Raw genomic sequence first — 14,186 nt, forward strand, 5'->3', positions numbered from 1 at the left:
TCAGCAGCGCTGCGCCTGACGTGCCTTTTCAGCTTCTCGTTTTTGATGTGCCGAGATGCGATTGGCGTCTTCTGTCACCTGGATGAGTTCCGAACCTGTCAGCCCCTCGAGTTCGGTGCGCGTCCAGCCGGTGTAGAACTGGCTCAGGTCAGCAGGGAGGGTTTCCCAATTCACTGGCCATCGATGAAAAAACCCGTCAGATAATCCGCCGCCTTCGCAAACTGACTGATCGGCATGCGAAGCACGGCCGCGCGGGTCCATTCGCTCACGTCTTCAACGAGACGGATCTCTGCACGAAAGATGGCTTCGGGCGATCCAAGGCTTTCCCCGGCTTTGTAGCGGCGCCGTTCTTCTACGCGTGGCTCACGAAGCGTCATGAGCGTAAACGAGCGACCGCCGCCCTTGATCGGCTCCTTGAACGAGATCTCACATGAAGGCGAGAGATCCAGGCCGTCGATCAGTTGATCAGGGCGTCGTCTCGCGTTTGCTTCGAAAGCCGTAATGAAACTGACCGCTCGGTCCAGCTTACGGGTAGGAACTTTCCGCAGAAGTTCTGTGCTGCAACCCGCCACCTTTGCCACCAGTTCGATCTGGGAGTCATAGATGCTTTCGACAGTCGGTCGATACCCCATGACCCGCGCGGCCTCAAGGACCTGAAAGACACTGGGCTCTTTCAGTTCGAGACGTTCGACATCATGAACGGGAGGATCCAGCCGGATCACGCCCTGCGCCTCATCCACTGCCGATGCAGGTGCGTCATCAACGCCCCCCATCAGTTCGTCGAGATATTCGTCCGTGGGGTCATTCATGACACGGTATCCACATGCACGCTTGCACTCTCGACCTTGAGTTCCCAGGTGCCTTCCTGCGTGTTGACGACAATGGTTTCGACCTGCCAGCCATCATCGACCGTGATCACCTTGCCATTGGCCTGCTCGACCACGACGGTGAGACCACTGGACCCCTGATAATCAAGAGGGTTGAGATCCCGCCGGTCCCGCAATGTCATCTGGACATAGCCCTCGACGGGCATCGTGGTGAAACCCTCGACAGCAGACTGGCCCTTGGCGGTTTCGTTCTGCGTGCCAGCGGCCTGATACTGGCACTCACCCACGACGTTCCAGGCGACGCCATTGATGGTGGCCGTCGCGGTACCTCCAAGAGGTCCGCGATAGACTGTTCCGGACATGCGTCCCCCTTACGATTTCACGAACTGGGCATTGCCCGCGATGACCCACAACTGGTTTGCGAAGTCGTAGGGCATCAGCAGCTTCACGACGCCGCCACCGATGTTCTCGGCCACGATGTTGGCCGCGAAGGTATCGGCGTTCTGACACCACAACTGTGTGCACTGATAACGGTAACGTGACGCACAGGCCTTTCCGATCAGAGCGGCCGTAGTGGCTTTCATGCCAGCGCCGATCTTCGTGCCATCAGCGACCAGGATCGAACCGGTGAACTGCGAACCAAGGAAGATCCGCATATCCTGCAGGCAGATCTCGGCCGTGAGCAGTGTCTCGATGTCGAGGTAGCTGTTGTCCGGAAGACCTGCGGAATCTGTCTGGTATGTGGTCACCAGACGCTCAAGGGTCACCGTGCCGCTGTCATCGACCGTAAAGGTCGACATGCCGTCATAGAGAAGGCTGTTGCGCTCAGTGAGCGTAAAGCGGTTGGCATCCGTGGGCGGCAGGACCGTGAGCGAAACACCCGTCACCGGAAGCGCCGGATTGGTCCGCATGCTTACGGCCACCTGGGCACCGATCTGGGCTGCCCAGATCAGCGGAGACGACGGACTGTCGGCGATCGGCATGATCGTCGCGTGCTCATCGTTGAGCGTGATCCCAAAGGCCGTGGCCTGCCCAAACGTGCCGCGATAGGCGGTGATCGCATGCCCGTAGAGCTGCACCATGGCAGCCCAGCGCCCCGTCGATGTGCTGAGCCATTCTTTCAGCGCGGTGAGAGAACCCGTATCCGTGTAGGGATGGAGGATCAGATCGTAGATGCGCTCGCCCTGATCGGCGAGGACATCCGCGATATTCGTCGGGTTTGTCGTGCCGCCGGCAAAGGCATTTGTCGTGACCGTGAGGCCTGCCGGAACTGACTGGCCACCGGCCGGTCCGAGAAGAGCCACGCCCAGCAGGACATCATTGCCCGCCATGCCCTTGTTCTTGGCCGTGAGCAGAAGATTGCTCGACGGGCCGGCACTTGCGTTGACTGGGATGCCCGCGACATTCCCCACAGCCGTGACAGCGGATGCGATGACCGTGGCTGCCGTATCGCCTGCCGAAACACCAACCGAGACAAGCTGATCTCCAATGTAGAGCGGCAGGGTGCCTGCCTCAGTTGCGGTGCCCGAAATAACGAACCCGCCGGTCGCAGGTTGTGCGGATGTGTCGTCGGAGAGGGGCAGCACCCACACTTCGCCCGTTGTATCGATCGAGCGGTAGGCCTTGACCATGGCAGCGCACTGGGAGCCCGCGCCATATTTGGCGACCGCATCCGAGTAGCCGGCTGAGATCGTCGCAACGCCGGGTGTTCCGGTCCCTGAGATCATCTGCGCCATGATCAGCACACGGCGCGTGACGGTTGCGGTGTTCGCCTTCGAATTATCGAGAGAGAAGTAGAAGCCCGGAACGCGGTTGCTGTCCGAATAGCCGGGAACAGTGATGGATCCGCTCATTCCGCATGAGTCTCCTCGGTTGCAGGCGGCAACTGCGGGGCAGCATCCGCCACTTTCACGACGTCTCCACTCCGCAGGCGGCGCCGCCAGAAATCGGTCTCAGGCACGTTCTCACCATCGGTAGCGAGCAGCCGACGGCTGTCCGGCCAGCGCACTGCGCGACCCTCAGCCGGTTTCACACGCATCATCAGCTTGTTTCCTGAAGTGTGTTCACCGAAAAATCGGCGAAATCACTATTGCCATTGGCACTCATCGTGCCGTCGATTTCCACGAGAGGCGTTCCGGCAGCCGGAAACTCCTCGATATATTCAAGACCGAGCAGCATCTGCAGTTCACCGACGTGATCGGCGCCTTCACTCGACACAGTGATCGATGTGCGTATTTCGGTGACCTGTGTGATCGCACTTTGGAGTGCGACGTCCGTCATGAGCGCCAGCTCAATCTGTTCCGCAAAAGCCTCAAGTTGCAGCTGGCATTTCCCCGGCGTTCCGGGTGCCACGATCCCGCGCAAGGCCAAGGTCGCCACGCGGGTGAAGTCCGGAGCATTACGCCCGTTACTGGTAGCCTGATCGTCAGGAACCTGTAGATACACGACCGGAAGCTCAGGTTTCGTGGTCGGCCAGCTGCGGGCCGTAAAGACCTTTTCGCCGGCGAACGTGCGCCCGACGAGTGCCTGCGCTGCCAACTCCCGCAGTTCAGCGCGGTAGAGGGTCATTTTCGCTGTCCGCCTTATTGAGGATGAGAGAGGCGGCGCCGTGGCTGTCCGGGCGCATATCCTGCAACCGGTACCAGAGGCCCCGGATCTGGAAGAGATCGCCTTGGACCGGATCGGTCGCGAAATCCGCTAGTCGAATTCCGAGAACTGGAGAGGACGTCGTCACATGGACGGGCGTGACGCCGTCATCCGCCCCAAAGGTATCGATCGCGCGAAAGCCTTCATCGAAGATTCCCCGGATCTGCACGTCACCATTGGAAGACTGCCCACGCCAGACGACGGTCTCGCCGAACGTGTCCTGACACGGCCCCAGCACGAGACCGCTCCAGTCGAACGGCCCCGTGCTGCCGCTCATGCGCCAGCGCCGGCGTTCGGCCCGTTCTGCTCGGGAGGCGGCGTCATCTCGGGCGCCTTGGGAGGCGGAGCCGTTTTCACACCATCGGCTCCCGCCGCCTTAACCACCGCCACCGCCTCATTTTCACTGGCGACGCGAGCAATACCACGCCCCTCCCACCAAGTGGCCAGCGCCTTGGAAACCTCCAGGCGCGTACCGATGGGATGCGGCGCAGCGCCTGCGGTGGGGTAGATCAGCCGCTTCGTAATGACGGCGACCTTCTCGTCTGTTTTCTCATTGGCTGCCATGATGACCTCAGATGCCGGGAGCGGGAACGTCAGAGCCGGCGGCCATGACGGTGGCGGCGAACGATGCGTTCACTCGCGAGGGAATGACGATCGGTGCGGACTGCATCAGCAGATTGATCGCCGCCGGGTTCTTGGAGAACCAGAGCTTCGGCGCATAGGCGAGGCTCTGATAATTGAACTCGGGATCGAAGATCAGACCAAAGGCCCGTGTTCCCTCAAGGGCAGGCGAGGTCATGATGACCGTGCCATCCGGGATCATCGGACTTTCTTCATCGGTGTCCGGATCGACGTACCAGTCATTGTAGAGCCAGAGGCGGAACTGCCCCCAGCGGCCCATTTCGATGGCGCCCTGCTTCATGGCGCCACCGAGATTGGCACTGCTGTCGCCTGAGCGGTCCATCCAGATTGCGTTGAGCACCTTGATGTCGTTCTTGAACGCGTTCCAGGTGCTGTTCGTGAAGATGATATCCGTCGGGGCTGCGCCGGATTTCTGCAGCATCGTCGCCGCCCAAGAGGTGAGGTAGTCAGACGGATAGATGCCCGTCTGACCCCACTGAGCACTGCCGGAGAGTGCAATGGTCAGGGCGCTGTCGCGCTGGAAATCCACCAGGATCGGCTCGGGAAAACCTTCACCCGTGATCGTGACAGATCCGTTGACGAGTGCCTGTGCCGCCATCCACTCAAGGCGGCGTTGGATCATGTCGATCTGGTCCGCCATTTCCCAGGCGAGATTGGCTTCCAGCCGTTCCTGCGGGCTCATGGCGCCCATCAGCCGCTCGCCGATATTACGACGCACCGGCTTGAGGAGATCCGGATTGCGGAAGTCCTTGATGTAGGCAGGCTTGAACAGGTTGGTCTGCCAGCGCCGACTTTCCACCGGCTTGCCTTCGACCAGAGGCGAGCAGAACGGCGCCATGCGACGCTTACCGACATCGACGTCGATCGCCACTTCCGGCGCGTCGGACTCGACGATGTTGGGAAAAAAGCTGTCCAGAAGAAAGGTCTGGGCAAGCTTGAGGTTGCGGACGAAGTAGACCAGCTCAGCAGTCGTGTAGACGCTGAGCGCAGCGCCCAATGTTCCGATCTCGCCCTGCATGGGCGCAGCGGTGGTAGCAGGCATGAGGACCTCAGACGATATCGTTAGAGAGGGCGGTCTTGACGAAGACCGGGGGAGCCATGGCGGCCGCGAGCGTCTGAGCGGTCCAGCTGGAATCGAAGGTGAGATAGTTCGAGTTGAACTCGCCCATCTTGTAAATCGACCCGCTTCCCGTCGCGCTGGCGCTGGTCGTCACAGCGTCAACCATCACGGCCACAGGCGTCTGGCTGCCGTCCGTCGCTGTGGCGACCGACAGGATGTAGACGCCGGTCGCCGTCACCTTGCCCATGGCTGAGCCGCGCACCAGCGTCTGATTTTCGCCAATGGTGACATCGGCCGTCACGAGCTTGAGATTGCCCGCAATCAGCTGATCCGGGACGAAGGTGTCCTGCTGGGCCGAAGGGTAGAACCCGTAAGCGTTGCCGTTGCTTCCCGACATCAGTTTGTTCCTCCACGTCGGCCACTGATTGCAGCCGCCAGCCGCGAACCGGGCCGATTTTCAGTCTGGGCGCCAGGAGCAGGCACAGCCTGTCGCCCTTCGGTGGCCATGCGGTCCCGCAGGGCAGGCGCCCGGCGAGGCTGTTCCTGCGCCACAGCGGGAGCCGCTGCCGGCATCGCGCTCAGCAGCCGAACAGCGGCAGAACGGCCGAGGGTGGTGTTGAAGGCAATCTCGGCGGCCGCAGCTGGATTGCGACCAGCCCCTTCGGACGCGAAGATCGCGGCGCAACGCCCACGCTCACGGGCGCGTGCCTTGGCCTTGTCATCGTCCTTTTCGTCCTCGGCGTCGGTATCGTCGTCACCATCTTCGTCAGGATCACCGCCGGTATCGTCGGCCTTCCGGGCTTTCTTGCCCTTCTTGCCGTCTTTCGGATCGGTTTCGTCGTCCTCAGGATCGGGATCGCCGTCTGCTCCTGTGGCGTCGCCGTCGTTCTTCGGATCCTTGTTATCGTCAGGATCTTCGGCACGGACACCATTGAGATGCGCGAACGGGCTCTTCGCCGCCGCGGTGCGCGGTGCGCTCATACTTTTCTCCATTTCGGAAAATGTCAGTTCAGATTGGCCTGCAGATCCAGCAGCGCCGCATCGGGGCTCATCACGGCATCAGCCAGACCGAGCTTGACGCCGTCTTCACCAAGGAATGTCTCCGCTTTCATGTCGCGGATTTTCTGGGGATCGAGACCTCGGTTACGCGCGACCAGTTCGACGAACATCTCACCGAGCCGGTCGATCGTGTCCTGCGCACGGGTCTTCGCGCCATCGGTAAGAGGCTCGACCTCGAGCATTTCCGCCTTGTGTTCGCCATAGCGGAACACGGTGACGTTGATGCCGGCCTCATCTAGCATCCTGCTGACGTCCGTATGGAGCATCAGGACGCCGATGGATCCGGTGCCGCCTGTGCGGGGCACCGTGATCGTCTGCGCCGAACTCGCCAGCGCGTAGGCTGCCGAATAGGCCTCATCGGCCAGAATGGCGACGATCGGCTTGATTGCCCGCGCCTGGTAGATCCTGTCGGCGATATCGAACAGGCCCGAGACCATACCGCCTGGGCTGTCGATATAGAGGACGATCGCCTGGACGGATTGATCGTTGAGCGCTTCCTCAAGCCGCTCCGCGATATCTCCGTAGCCGGTCACGTAGGGATAGCCCCAGCCGACCTTGCCGGCGATCAGCATGCCCCCGATCCCGATGACGGCAATCCCGCCCTCATTCCAGAGCGGTGCGCCCGACCAGAAGTCCCCATCGTCGTCGAACAGGGCTGTCACACCCGCCGTCCGCAGCATGTGCTGCAGAACGGCTGCGCGCGCGTCGGACAACGCCAGAGGGCGGTTCAGAACCGCGTCTGCCTGGACACGCCTCATTTTTCCTCCGGTTTCGTTGCGGTTTGTGATGCAGGCTCAGCCCCACTCCACTCGGGGAGCGGGATGTTGCGTTCGTTGAACGCCGCGATTTCGATCGCGCGCTGGTCGAGGTGCTCTTCCCAATCCGCGCCCTCATTGACCGCGCATTCGGTTTCCAGGGTGGAGAGACCGGCGTCCATCCCGAGTATCGCACCCTGCTTTTCAGCGACCGGGTCGATCCAACCACGACCAGGCGCAAGCCATTTGCAGCGGGAATAAGCATATTTGGCCTCCACGAAGTCCGGTGCGTTGCGGGGAAGAGGAAGGTCATCGACCTCCATCATCTCTTCGATGACCGCGGCCCTGACGGGTGATGCGAACCCGATTTGGAAATCCTCCCGTCGCCGGGCAAGCGTCTTCCAGGCCTCCAACAGGGCGCCGCGCGCTGACGAATAGTTCACGTCGGACCAGTCGTTGCTCAGCTGGAAGGAGGCCATGCCGGCTCCTGTCGCGACGTTCCCCAACACCGCCTTTTCAAAATCACGGAAATTGCTGGTGGGACGTGCTGCGCTGACGGTTCCGATCTTTTCGCCTGGGAACAGCATCGGAATGCGCGATCCCTGAATGCTCAGGTTCCGCCCATGATTCCAGGCAAGCTGCTGCTCCCATCGCGCATTGAACATGCCTTCGTTCGGCATGCCCGGATCGAGGGCTTCGGCCGTCATCTGGTGGTCGAAAGGACTCTCGACATACGCCGCGAAGACGCTGTTGATGATTGCGGCATCCAGTTCGGTCCCATCATACTTGATCAGCATCTTCAGGCGCTGGACCACAGGAGCGAGCATACCCGCTCCGCCCCGGTGCTGCGCCGCCCGATGGTGTTCGAACATGTGAACGACCTGTCGGCGTCCCCAGCTGGTCTCGCGCGGAATACGCTCCCACTCGACGCTCTGCGCCGCGCTATACCAGTCCGACTGATGCGCTCGACGGATATGATAGGCGATCGGACGGCCGCGATCGTCGATCTCGACCCCGCCACGCATCAGCCGCAGATCCATCATCATCTGTGGATTGCTCAGACGATCCGGATCGATGATCTGGACCGTAGTCGCGTAGCGCGCGCGGCCATAACCGACCGCGTCTTCGTCCCAGGGCAGAATGGCCAGAGCATCTCCATCGATGAGCAGGTGTCGAAAGGCGAGGTGCATCTGCTGACCGAAGGTCTGCATGCGTTCCGCGTCGTTCCAGTTGTCCGGACAGTTCGCCCATAGCCGCCACCGGGCATCGATAGCCGCGCCGAACTCGCGTGCCCAATGAGCGTCGAAGGCATTGTTGCCGCTGATCTGAGCAAGTGCTCGGTAGTCAGGCTTGGCAACCGGACGCAGATTGACGCCGACAGCGTTGTCCAGGGTGCGGGTGATGGCGCCCGAGGCCCAGCCATCATTGCGCACCAGATCGCGGATACGGCTGACGATCGTGTCGCGATACGGATTGATCTCCGTATCGGCGGAATACAGGATCGGCTGCCAAGTCGAGAGATGCTGCCCCCAGTAATCCGCCGCATCGTAGGGAATACCCATGGGCGCATTGAGCGCATGAGCGCGCCGAGGATCCGGGGCCTTCGGCTCAGTGCGCGCCACTCCCGTTCCGGGCGAGTCACCGCGAACGACCGAGGCGATCCGAGAAAGAAATCCTGCCATCAGAAGAACGGCCTCAGGGCACGCCGGCGACCGATACCCAACTGGCGCTGGATCTGCATGATCAGGGCGGTGAGCGACGGAATGCTGGCGGCCGTGTAGGTCACCGAACGTGATCCATCGCCCTGAGCATACGAAACACTGACGGGCTTACCGCCTGTGGTCAGCTGCATCAGAGCATTCTGGGCTGACGCGAGGGCAGCCTGCAGCTGATCGCGGCTCATCCCGGCGAGAATGCTGGTGTCCGGATTGTAGAGCTTCCCGACGGGGAAGACTGGATATGTCACTTCAACCCCCTGCGTCGGAACGCTTTGATGACTTCTTCCTGCACGATCCGGTCCTGCCGGCGCGCAATGGTCTGTTCGACAATCTGCTCAACAGGCAGAATTGCTTTGTAAGTTGGAATTCTCGGGGTGAAGCGAATGATTTGTGCCACTTTTCCAGGGCCAACCAACTTATAAATGCCCGTTGGGAGACCACCTCCACGCTCACGCGCGATAAAGTATTCACTTCGTTGGCCGGCTGCATTTTTCCTTTGCTTTTGAAGGCGACGTGCAGTTCGGTCGCCCATGTTCATGTAAGCGGACGTGCCCGACATCAAATTAAAACGGCTGAGTATCTGGAGCAGAACACTTCTCGGAATGTTTCCGTGGCGATCCAGCGGTGCATCTTTGCCTGGAACTGCGTATTGGCCTTGTGACAATGGAGCTAAATCACGCTCGAATTTCTTCATATCCCGTCGCCCTCCGTGAATTTCAGGGCCAAGATATTTAACGGCGGCAGTTCCTTTGGGAGCCATGTCTTTCGTCATGACAGCAGCTTCCAAATTTTTTGGCGTTGCTGTTTGAATCCAGAAACTATTCAGCGTGAAGGTCTTGGGTCGATCGAATACTTCTTCCATTCGATCCCGGATTTTCAGTCGGGCTCCAATTGCCAGACGATTGAGCGCGCTCGCGGCAGCCCTCGGTATCTCCTTCTCCGACAGGGCGCTCAGATCTCGCATTAGCTTCTTCGCATCGAGGCCGACCTTGAGATCGAGCGCCATGTCCGTTCTCCTCTAACCGTTCGACCCATACTTTCGGGCAAGTTCCGCCATTCGCTCAGCCGTGCTCTTGGCCTGTGGAGCGGCAACAGGGAGAGCCGCAGGACGGCTGTCCGTTGTCTGGTTCGGCTTGGGCACCTCGGCGTCCGCAATGATCTGCTTCACCAGCACGTTTTGATCCCACGGTGCTGCCCAGGCGGGCGGTCGTGTCCAGTCGATCCGACGCAGCCCATGTAGGCTGGCCATCACGTCGGTCATGACCAGAAGGTCGAGGACCTCGTTACGTGAGGACGACGTCAGTTTCTCCCATCGACCATCGTCCCGCCGGCGCTCCGAGACGATCTGCTCGAAGAAGGGATGCGGCGGCTCCGCAGCCCGAAGCGCATACGGGAAATGCACGCACCAGGGACCGGCATCTGCCCGCTGCAACTGCGTGACCGCATCATCCTTGAACCGGTTCGGATTGAAGGATCCGAGCGGAATTTCGCCCCGTGCGGCCGCGTTGCGATCCTTGCGCTGCGTGTTCGGGTAGGACACCGACAGCGATGCCGCATTCAGATTGGACGCGCCCTTGAGCGGAAGGATCGTCCAGGCCTCACGCCCTTCGATCTGTCCGATCATCCGTGCTCGCATCGCCCGTCGCGCACGCTTCCACGCACCGTAGGCCTGCAGGGTGACACCCTCGGATCCGCCTGAGTCGTAGCCTATGGCAAGCACCCGCATGCCGCGTCGACTGCCGTCTGCCAGCGGATAAAGCGTTTCCGACAAATCGGTGAGCAGGCGATCCCAATCCTCGGGGCTGGTAGCGGGATCCGCGGCGACACGGCGGTGCTCGATGATCCAGCTTTCGCCGTCCACGCCCCAGCCGCGCGTCAGCAGTTCGAAGCGATTGGCCTGAATATCCACGCCCACGGTGAGGAATCGCACGCCTTCGGGCACGAAGCCCAACTGCAGGCCGGGTTCGGCCCGGTCCGCCAGCGCGGCCGCATCCAGCGACCCGATCCGACGTGGCGACTGGTAGGGCACGCCCAACCGCTTGACGGTGACTTCGCGGAGATCCTTGTCGTCGCCCGTGGTCGCGTAATCCCGCTGGGCTTTGGCGGCCTCACGCGCCAGGGTGCCGATACCGCCTGTCACGAAGGGCGACATCAGGCCGGTGATCCAGAAGCCCGCGATGTCGCTGCGAAGCAGTTCGCCCGTGACCTCGCCCTCGACCGAGATTTCTTGGCCAGCGCCAACCCAGACACCGTCCAGGTTCATCGTGCGCCGCCACCGGTCCTCGATCAGAGAGCCGCAGCATGGACACTGGAGCGCCGCCGCCTCGCGGATCTCATCAAGCGGGGCATCCTCGGGCCAGTGCAGCGTCATCTGGCGCACTGCTCCGGGCGTCGGGCTGGAGAAGCCGTTGCAATGCGGGCACGGCCACCACCAGGTGCGGCGGTCGCTGTCCGCGTAGAGCTTCATGATCCCGTCAGTCCACTGGGATGGCTCTGCTCCCTGCGCGCGGTCAGGATGGCTCTCGACGTAGACCATGCTCTCGGTGCCGAAGCTGTCGCGCCGGATGGAGAACAACTTGTAGGCGTCCCCCAGATCCTTGGGGAACGCATCCAGTTCGGTCGCGATGATGCGCGGTGCCGACTTGGAGATCATGTTCGAATAGGTGGCCGATAGAAACTCGACCCACATTCCCTGGAACCGCTTGAACTTCATCGAGCGATCTTTGGGCAACGTCCCCAGCCGCTCCTTCATAACGGGGTGGCTGTCGATCATCGGCTCGATTTCGCGCTTTACGTAGCTCTCCAACGCGTCCTCGGTCTGGGCATAGACCAGCATATCGGCCGGATCGATCTCGACCGATTGCCCGATCCAGTTCTGACCACAAGCCGTCTTGCCCGAGCGCGCCGGCCCTACAACGGCCGTGGTGAGATGCGTGCGGCTGGTGAGCGACTGCATAGGGCCAACGAGGTAAGGCGCCTCGTCATGTGACCACCGACCAACATACCCGCCGCCCCTATTGTCCAGGAAACGGTTGCGCTCGGCCCATTCGGCCACGTCCATCTTCTCGGCCGGGAGATAGGCCTTCAGGGCGTTGCGAACGATCTGTCGCGGATCCGCGAACTGGACGTCGCCCGGCATCAGATCGTCAGGTGAGGTTGAGCTGTCGCTCATCGGCATCCGGTTCCTCATCGAGGAGAGCTAAGGCATCGCGCACTGACTGGCGCTGCATGTCCGCGAAGCGCGCCTCGATGGAGCGCATCTGGGCGTCCGACCAGCGTTCCTGCTGACCGAGGCGTCGGATGAAGCTGGTCGCATCACGGTTGAGCCGCGCCAGCGCCGCCTGGAACAGCTGCTCCACCTCGGCGGCGATCACGAGCTGCCCGGACCGCTCAGCCTCCTTTCGCTTGAGGTCGCGCAGCTTCCACAGGTCGATCTCTTCCTTGGTGGAGAGCCGCCGCCGGTTGTCCGACACGGGATCCGGGGCAGGGAAGAGATCGCCGAAGCTCAGCTGAAGCGCCATCAGCTGCTCGTCGCGTCCGGCCTTCTGTTGCGCCTCTTCCTCGCGCCGCTCGGAGAGGAACGCGAAGACCGCCTCGACATCGAACCGATAACTGGAGCCGTTGGTGCCACGCTGCGCGACCGGAAATTCCGGCCACCGCTCCATCCAGGCCGTTAGCGTGGGGAGGGAGACCTTCAGCCGCCGCGAAAGCTCACGCTTGTTGAGCATGGGAGTGGCGTCGGCAGGCCGAGCAGCAGATGCAGCGGTGCCAGACGACAACAACAACAACAGAAACCCTTATTTTGTTTGGTCAAAAAGTCTGTCTGACCGGGGCGCGAATAACCCCCGGAGCGTGACCCTCCCAGGAAGGACCCACGCGAAATGCATAGGAGGGGGCCGGGCGATGCGCCGGGCGCATGACTCACGTCTTCATGAGTTGAGCGCATGCCTTCGCATCCGCGACGCATGGCTCTAACGAAAAACGGCGCGCACCCCGCTGGATGCACGCCGCCTCATCATGTCATCCCAGATAGTGCATTCTGGGGAATTTGGGGAGAGGAAAATTACAGATGGCGAATTTTTTTTCCGATGAGCTCACAGGCGCGTCTATGCCAAGCCTTGGCCGTCTTATGGTCTATTCCAAGCAGACGTCCCAGCTTCCGCCATTCCCAGTGGAACTTTCCCGAGATCGGGTTCACGATCAGGCGCTTGTTCACCACGGTCCGCAGGCGCTGGTCATCGAGCAGGCTCACCCATTCAAGTGCTACGTCCATGCGGGCGATTGCATCCGCAGATGGTGGCGGCAGAACATCGTCGCTGTCCCGCAACCAGCACAGATCGTCCACGTCGACCACCACGTCGGGCCAATGCGTCTTCATGCCGGCAGGACGCAGGCCTTTCATTCGAATGGTGGCCAGCGTCAGCCCGGCTTCGTTCAGCCATTCCTCGACCTGATCGACAACAGGACGGTCTGACGAGAACTCGGTCGGGCGGCGCTTGCGGATCGCGATCCCCGAGAGATCGACGTACTCGCCGTCAGCGCCTTGGATGGTCGCACTCACGCCGCCCGTGCCTTGGCAAAGTCCTCCAGGCGCGGCCGCTCATCCTTGGCGCCATTGCGCAGCCAGTCCTTCATCGCGGCTTCCCAGTCCTTTTCGGCCAGGTGATCGGCAACCGTCAGCGGCGCGCTGGCATCTGCCGCTTCGATCGCCTTGGCCACGCCCTTCTGGAAATAGCCGAAGCCATTGATGCGCCGCCCCGCCTTGGTTTCACGCTCGACGATACGCTCGATCTCGTCGAGAACCACGCGCTCAATCCGCTCGGCGCTCAGGCCGCGCTTGAGCCCGTCGCCAGCCCACTGGCGAGCGCAGAGGTAGTTTCCCAGGTCTTTCGCCAGATCGTAGCCCGCAGCCTCGAACGCCTTCGGCCCAATGCGCTTGTAGACCGCATCGATCTGATCCTTGGTGGGTTCCAAGCTAGCTGTAGCTTTAGAGATATCTGTACCAGCTAGCTTAGCTATAGGCGCGCGCGAACCCGGTTGGGTTTCGGTTTGGGTTTCCGTCATCGCTGATTTTCCTCCTGAGATGGCCATAGGCGGCAGGTAACGCTGAGCAGGATCGGTGCGCTCATTGATCCGCTTTTTTGGCGGTCGACCGCCCTTTGCGCCGTTGATCCGGTTCGCGATCGTGCGCCGGTCGGGCTGCAGTTCACGCGGAAACCCGAGCGTGCCGGTTTCTGCATCCCATACGATGAGTTCGGTTTTGGATTGGGTTTCCATCTGGGTTTTGAATTCGGTTTCCGTCATGCGAAACCGAAGGCGCGCAACATCCGCGATGTGCGGCATGCGACCTGCGCCAAACACGGCACGCCCATCCGCACCACATTCGATTATGAGCCACATTAATTTGACCCAGAACCAACTTGCCGCATCGTCCATCGCTAGGAGGCGTAGGTCGGTTGTCGCCATCAAGCGCACTATC

Annotated in this window: 19 protein-coding genes; all 19 read right to left on the reverse strand. The window is 61.4% G+C overall.

The window, feature by feature from the left end:
* The 19 genes from KUA11_RS02515 to KUA11_RS02605 all read right to left on the reverse strand — a co-directional run bounded on the left by KUA11_RS02515 (position 1) and on the right by KUA11_RS02605 (position 14,176).
* The gene (locus KUA11_RS02515; protein ID WP_217408700.1) at positions 1–174 is read right to left on the reverse strand and encodes a hypothetical protein; all 174 of its coding nucleotides are present in this window, start codon (positions 172–174) and stop codon (positions 1–3) included.
* Positions 171–809, reverse strand: a complete 639-nt coding sequence (locus KUA11_RS02520) for a phage tail assembly protein (protein ID WP_217408699.1) — start codon at positions 807–809, stop codon at positions 171–173. The genes KUA11_RS02515 and KUA11_RS02520 overlap by 4 nt, the downstream gene beginning before the upstream one ends.
* Positions 806–1,189, reverse strand: coding sequence for a phage tail tube protein (locus KUA11_RS02525; protein WP_217408698.1), 384 nt, complete (start codon positions 1,187–1,189; stop codon positions 806–808). The genes KUA11_RS02520 and KUA11_RS02525 overlap by 4 nt, the downstream gene beginning before the upstream one ends.
* Positions 1,190–1,198: 9 nt before the next feature.
* Positions 1,199–2,680, reverse strand: a complete 1,482-nt coding sequence (locus tag KUA11_RS02530) for a phage tail sheath subtilisin-like domain-containing protein (protein WP_217408697.1) — start codon at positions 2,678–2,680, stop codon at positions 1,199–1,201.
* Positions 2,677–2,868 (reverse strand): DUF2635 domain-containing protein, encoded by a 192-nt coding sequence (locus KUA11_RS02535; RefSeq protein ID WP_254454581.1) that lies wholly within the window; start codon positions 2,866–2,868, stop codon positions 2,677–2,679. The genes KUA11_RS02530 and KUA11_RS02535 overlap by 4 nt, the downstream gene beginning before the upstream one ends.
* Complete coding sequence (locus tag KUA11_RS02540; protein WP_217408696.1) at positions 2,868–3,395, reverse strand: hypothetical protein; 528 nt, start codon at positions 3,393–3,395, stop codon at positions 2,868–2,870. The genes KUA11_RS02535 and KUA11_RS02540 overlap by 1 nt, the downstream gene beginning before the upstream one ends.
* On the reverse strand, positions 3,376–3,750 hold the full coding sequence (locus KUA11_RS02545) for a head-tail joining protein (protein WP_217408695.1): 375 nt from the start codon (positions 3,748–3,750) through the stop codon (positions 3,376–3,378). The genes KUA11_RS02540 and KUA11_RS02545 overlap by 20 nt, the downstream gene beginning before the upstream one ends.
* Positions 3,747–4,037: a hypothetical protein gene (locus KUA11_RS02550; RefSeq protein WP_217408694.1), complete on the reverse strand. Its 291-nt coding sequence runs from the start codon at positions 4,035–4,037 to the stop codon at positions 3,747–3,749. Before KUA11_RS02550 ends, KUA11_RS02545 begins: the two co-directional genes overlap by 4 nt.
* 7 nt (positions 4,038–4,044) lie before the next feature.
* Complete coding sequence (locus KUA11_RS02555) at positions 4,045–5,157, reverse strand: major capsid protein (protein ID WP_254454580.1); 1,113 nt, start codon at positions 5,155–5,157, stop codon at positions 4,045–4,047.
* A gap of 7 nt (positions 5,158–5,164) precedes the next feature.
* Positions 5,165–5,572, reverse strand: a complete 408-nt coding sequence (locus KUA11_RS02560; RefSeq protein WP_217408693.1) for a head decoration protein — start codon at positions 5,570–5,572, stop codon at positions 5,165–5,167.
* The gene (locus tag KUA11_RS02565) at positions 5,572–6,156 is read right to left on the reverse strand and encodes a hypothetical protein (RefSeq protein ID WP_217408692.1); all 585 of its coding nucleotides are present in this window, start codon (positions 6,154–6,156) and stop codon (positions 5,572–5,574) included. Before KUA11_RS02565 ends, KUA11_RS02560 begins: the two co-directional genes overlap by 1 nt.
* 23 nt (positions 6,157–6,179) lie before the next feature.
* A complete protein-coding gene (locus tag KUA11_RS02570) occupies positions 6,180–6,992 on the reverse strand; it encodes a S49 family peptidase (protein ID WP_217408691.1) in 813 nt (270 codons plus the stop codon).
* Complete coding sequence (locus KUA11_RS02575) at positions 6,989–8,671, reverse strand: phage portal protein (protein ID WP_217408690.1); 1,683 nt, start codon at positions 8,669–8,671, stop codon at positions 6,989–6,991. The genes KUA11_RS02570 and KUA11_RS02575 overlap by 4 nt, the downstream gene beginning before the upstream one ends.
* Positions 8,671–8,955, reverse strand: coding sequence for a gpW family head-tail joining protein (gene gpW / locus KUA11_RS02580; RefSeq protein WP_368040891.1), 285 nt, complete (start codon positions 8,953–8,955; stop codon positions 8,671–8,673). The genes KUA11_RS02575 and gpW overlap by 1 nt, the downstream gene beginning before the upstream one ends.
* The gene (locus KUA11_RS02585; RefSeq protein ID WP_217408689.1) at positions 8,952–9,713 is read right to left on the reverse strand and encodes a hypothetical protein; all 762 of its coding nucleotides are present in this window, start codon (positions 9,711–9,713) and stop codon (positions 8,952–8,954) included. The genes gpW and KUA11_RS02585 overlap by 4 nt, the downstream gene beginning before the upstream one ends.
* Before the next feature lie 12 nt (positions 9,714–9,725).
* Positions 9,726–11,879: a terminase gpA endonuclease subunit gene (locus tag KUA11_RS02590; protein ID WP_217408688.1), complete on the reverse strand. Its 2,154-nt coding sequence runs from the start codon at positions 11,877–11,879 to the stop codon at positions 9,726–9,728.
* A complete protein-coding gene (locus KUA11_RS02595; RefSeq protein ID WP_217408687.1) occupies positions 11,854–12,435 on the reverse strand; it encodes a terminase small subunit in 582 nt (193 codons plus the stop codon). The genes KUA11_RS02590 and KUA11_RS02595 overlap by 26 nt, the downstream gene beginning before the upstream one ends.
* Before the next feature lie 335 nt (positions 12,436–12,770).
* Positions 12,771–13,268 carry a DUF6362 family protein gene (locus KUA11_RS17425; RefSeq protein ID WP_217408686.1) on the reverse strand — a complete coding sequence of 166 codons (498 nt, stop codon included), beginning with the start codon at positions 13,266–13,268 and terminating at the stop codon, positions 12,771–12,773.
* On the reverse strand, positions 13,265–14,176 hold the full coding sequence (locus KUA11_RS02605; protein WP_217408685.1) for a hypothetical protein: 912 nt from the start codon (positions 14,174–14,176) through the stop codon (positions 13,265–13,267). Before KUA11_RS02605 ends, KUA11_RS17425 begins: the two co-directional genes overlap by 4 nt.
* Between the last annotated feature and the right edge of the window lie 10 nt (positions 14,177–14,186).

It is taken from the genome of Acetobacter estunensis (assembly GCF_019083805.1).
In the GTDB taxonomy this organism is placed as follows: Bacteria; Pseudomonadota; Alphaproteobacteria; order Acetobacterales; family Acetobacteraceae; genus Acetobacter; species Acetobacter estunensis_A.

Excerpts from the sequence above, each read along its gene's own strand:
- KUA11_RS02520 (WP_217408699.1), bottom strand. The coding sequence starts at position 809 with ATGAATGACCCCACGGACGAATATCTCGACGAACTGATGGGGGGCGTT.
- KUA11_RS02525 (WP_217408698.1), bottom strand. The coding sequence starts at position 1,189 with ATGTCCGGAACAGTCTATCGCGGACCTCTTGGAGGTACCGCGACGGCC.
- KUA11_RS02530 (WP_217408697.1), bottom strand. The coding sequence starts at position 2,680 with ATGAGCGGATCCATCACTGTTCCCGGCTATTCGGACAGCAACCGCGTT.
- KUA11_RS02535 (WP_254454581.1), bottom strand. The coding sequence starts at position 2,868 with ATGATGCGTGTGAAACCGGCTGAGGGTCGCGCAGTGCGCTGGCCGGAC.
- KUA11_RS02540 (WP_217408696.1), bottom strand. The coding sequence starts at position 3,395 with ATGACCCTCTACCGCGCTGAACTGCGGGAGTTGGCAGCGCAGGCACTC.
- KUA11_RS02545 (WP_217408695.1), bottom strand. The coding sequence starts at position 3,750 with ATGAGCGGCAGCACGGGGCCGTTCGACTGGAGCGGTCTCGTGCTGGGG.
- KUA11_RS02550 (WP_217408694.1), bottom strand. The coding sequence starts at position 4,037 with ATGGCAGCCAATGAGAAAACAGACGAGAAGGTCGCCGTCATTACGAAG.
- KUA11_RS02555 (WP_254454580.1), bottom strand. The coding sequence starts at position 5,157 with ATGCCTGCTACCACCGCTGCGCCCATGCAGGGCGAGATCGGAACATTG.
- KUA11_RS02560 (WP_217408693.1), bottom strand. The coding sequence starts at position 5,572 with ATGTCGGGAAGCAACGGCAACGCTTACGGGTTCTACCCTTCGGCCCAG.
- KUA11_RS02565 (WP_217408692.1), bottom strand. The coding sequence starts at position 6,156 with ATGAGCGCACCGCGCACCGCGGCGGCGAAGAGCCCGTTCGCGCATCTC.
- KUA11_RS02570 (WP_217408691.1), bottom strand. The coding sequence starts at position 6,992 with ATGAGGCGTGTCCAGGCAGACGCGGTTCTGAACCGCCCTCTGGCGTTG.
- KUA11_RS02575 (WP_217408690.1), bottom strand. The coding sequence starts at position 8,671 with ATGGCAGGATTTCTTTCTCGGATCGCCTCGGTCGTTCGCGGTGACTCG.
- KUA11_RS02585 (WP_217408689.1), bottom strand. The coding sequence starts at position 9,713 with ATGGCGCTCGATCTCAAGGTCGGCCTCGATGCGAAGAAGCTAATGCGA.
- KUA11_RS02590 (WP_217408688.1), bottom strand. The coding sequence starts at position 11,879 with ATGAGCGACAGCTCAACCTCACCTGACGATCTGATGCCGGGCGACGTC.
- KUA11_RS02595 (WP_217408687.1), bottom strand. The coding sequence starts at position 12,435 with ATGCTCAACAAGCGTGAGCTTTCGCGGCGGCTGAAGGTCTCCCTCCCC.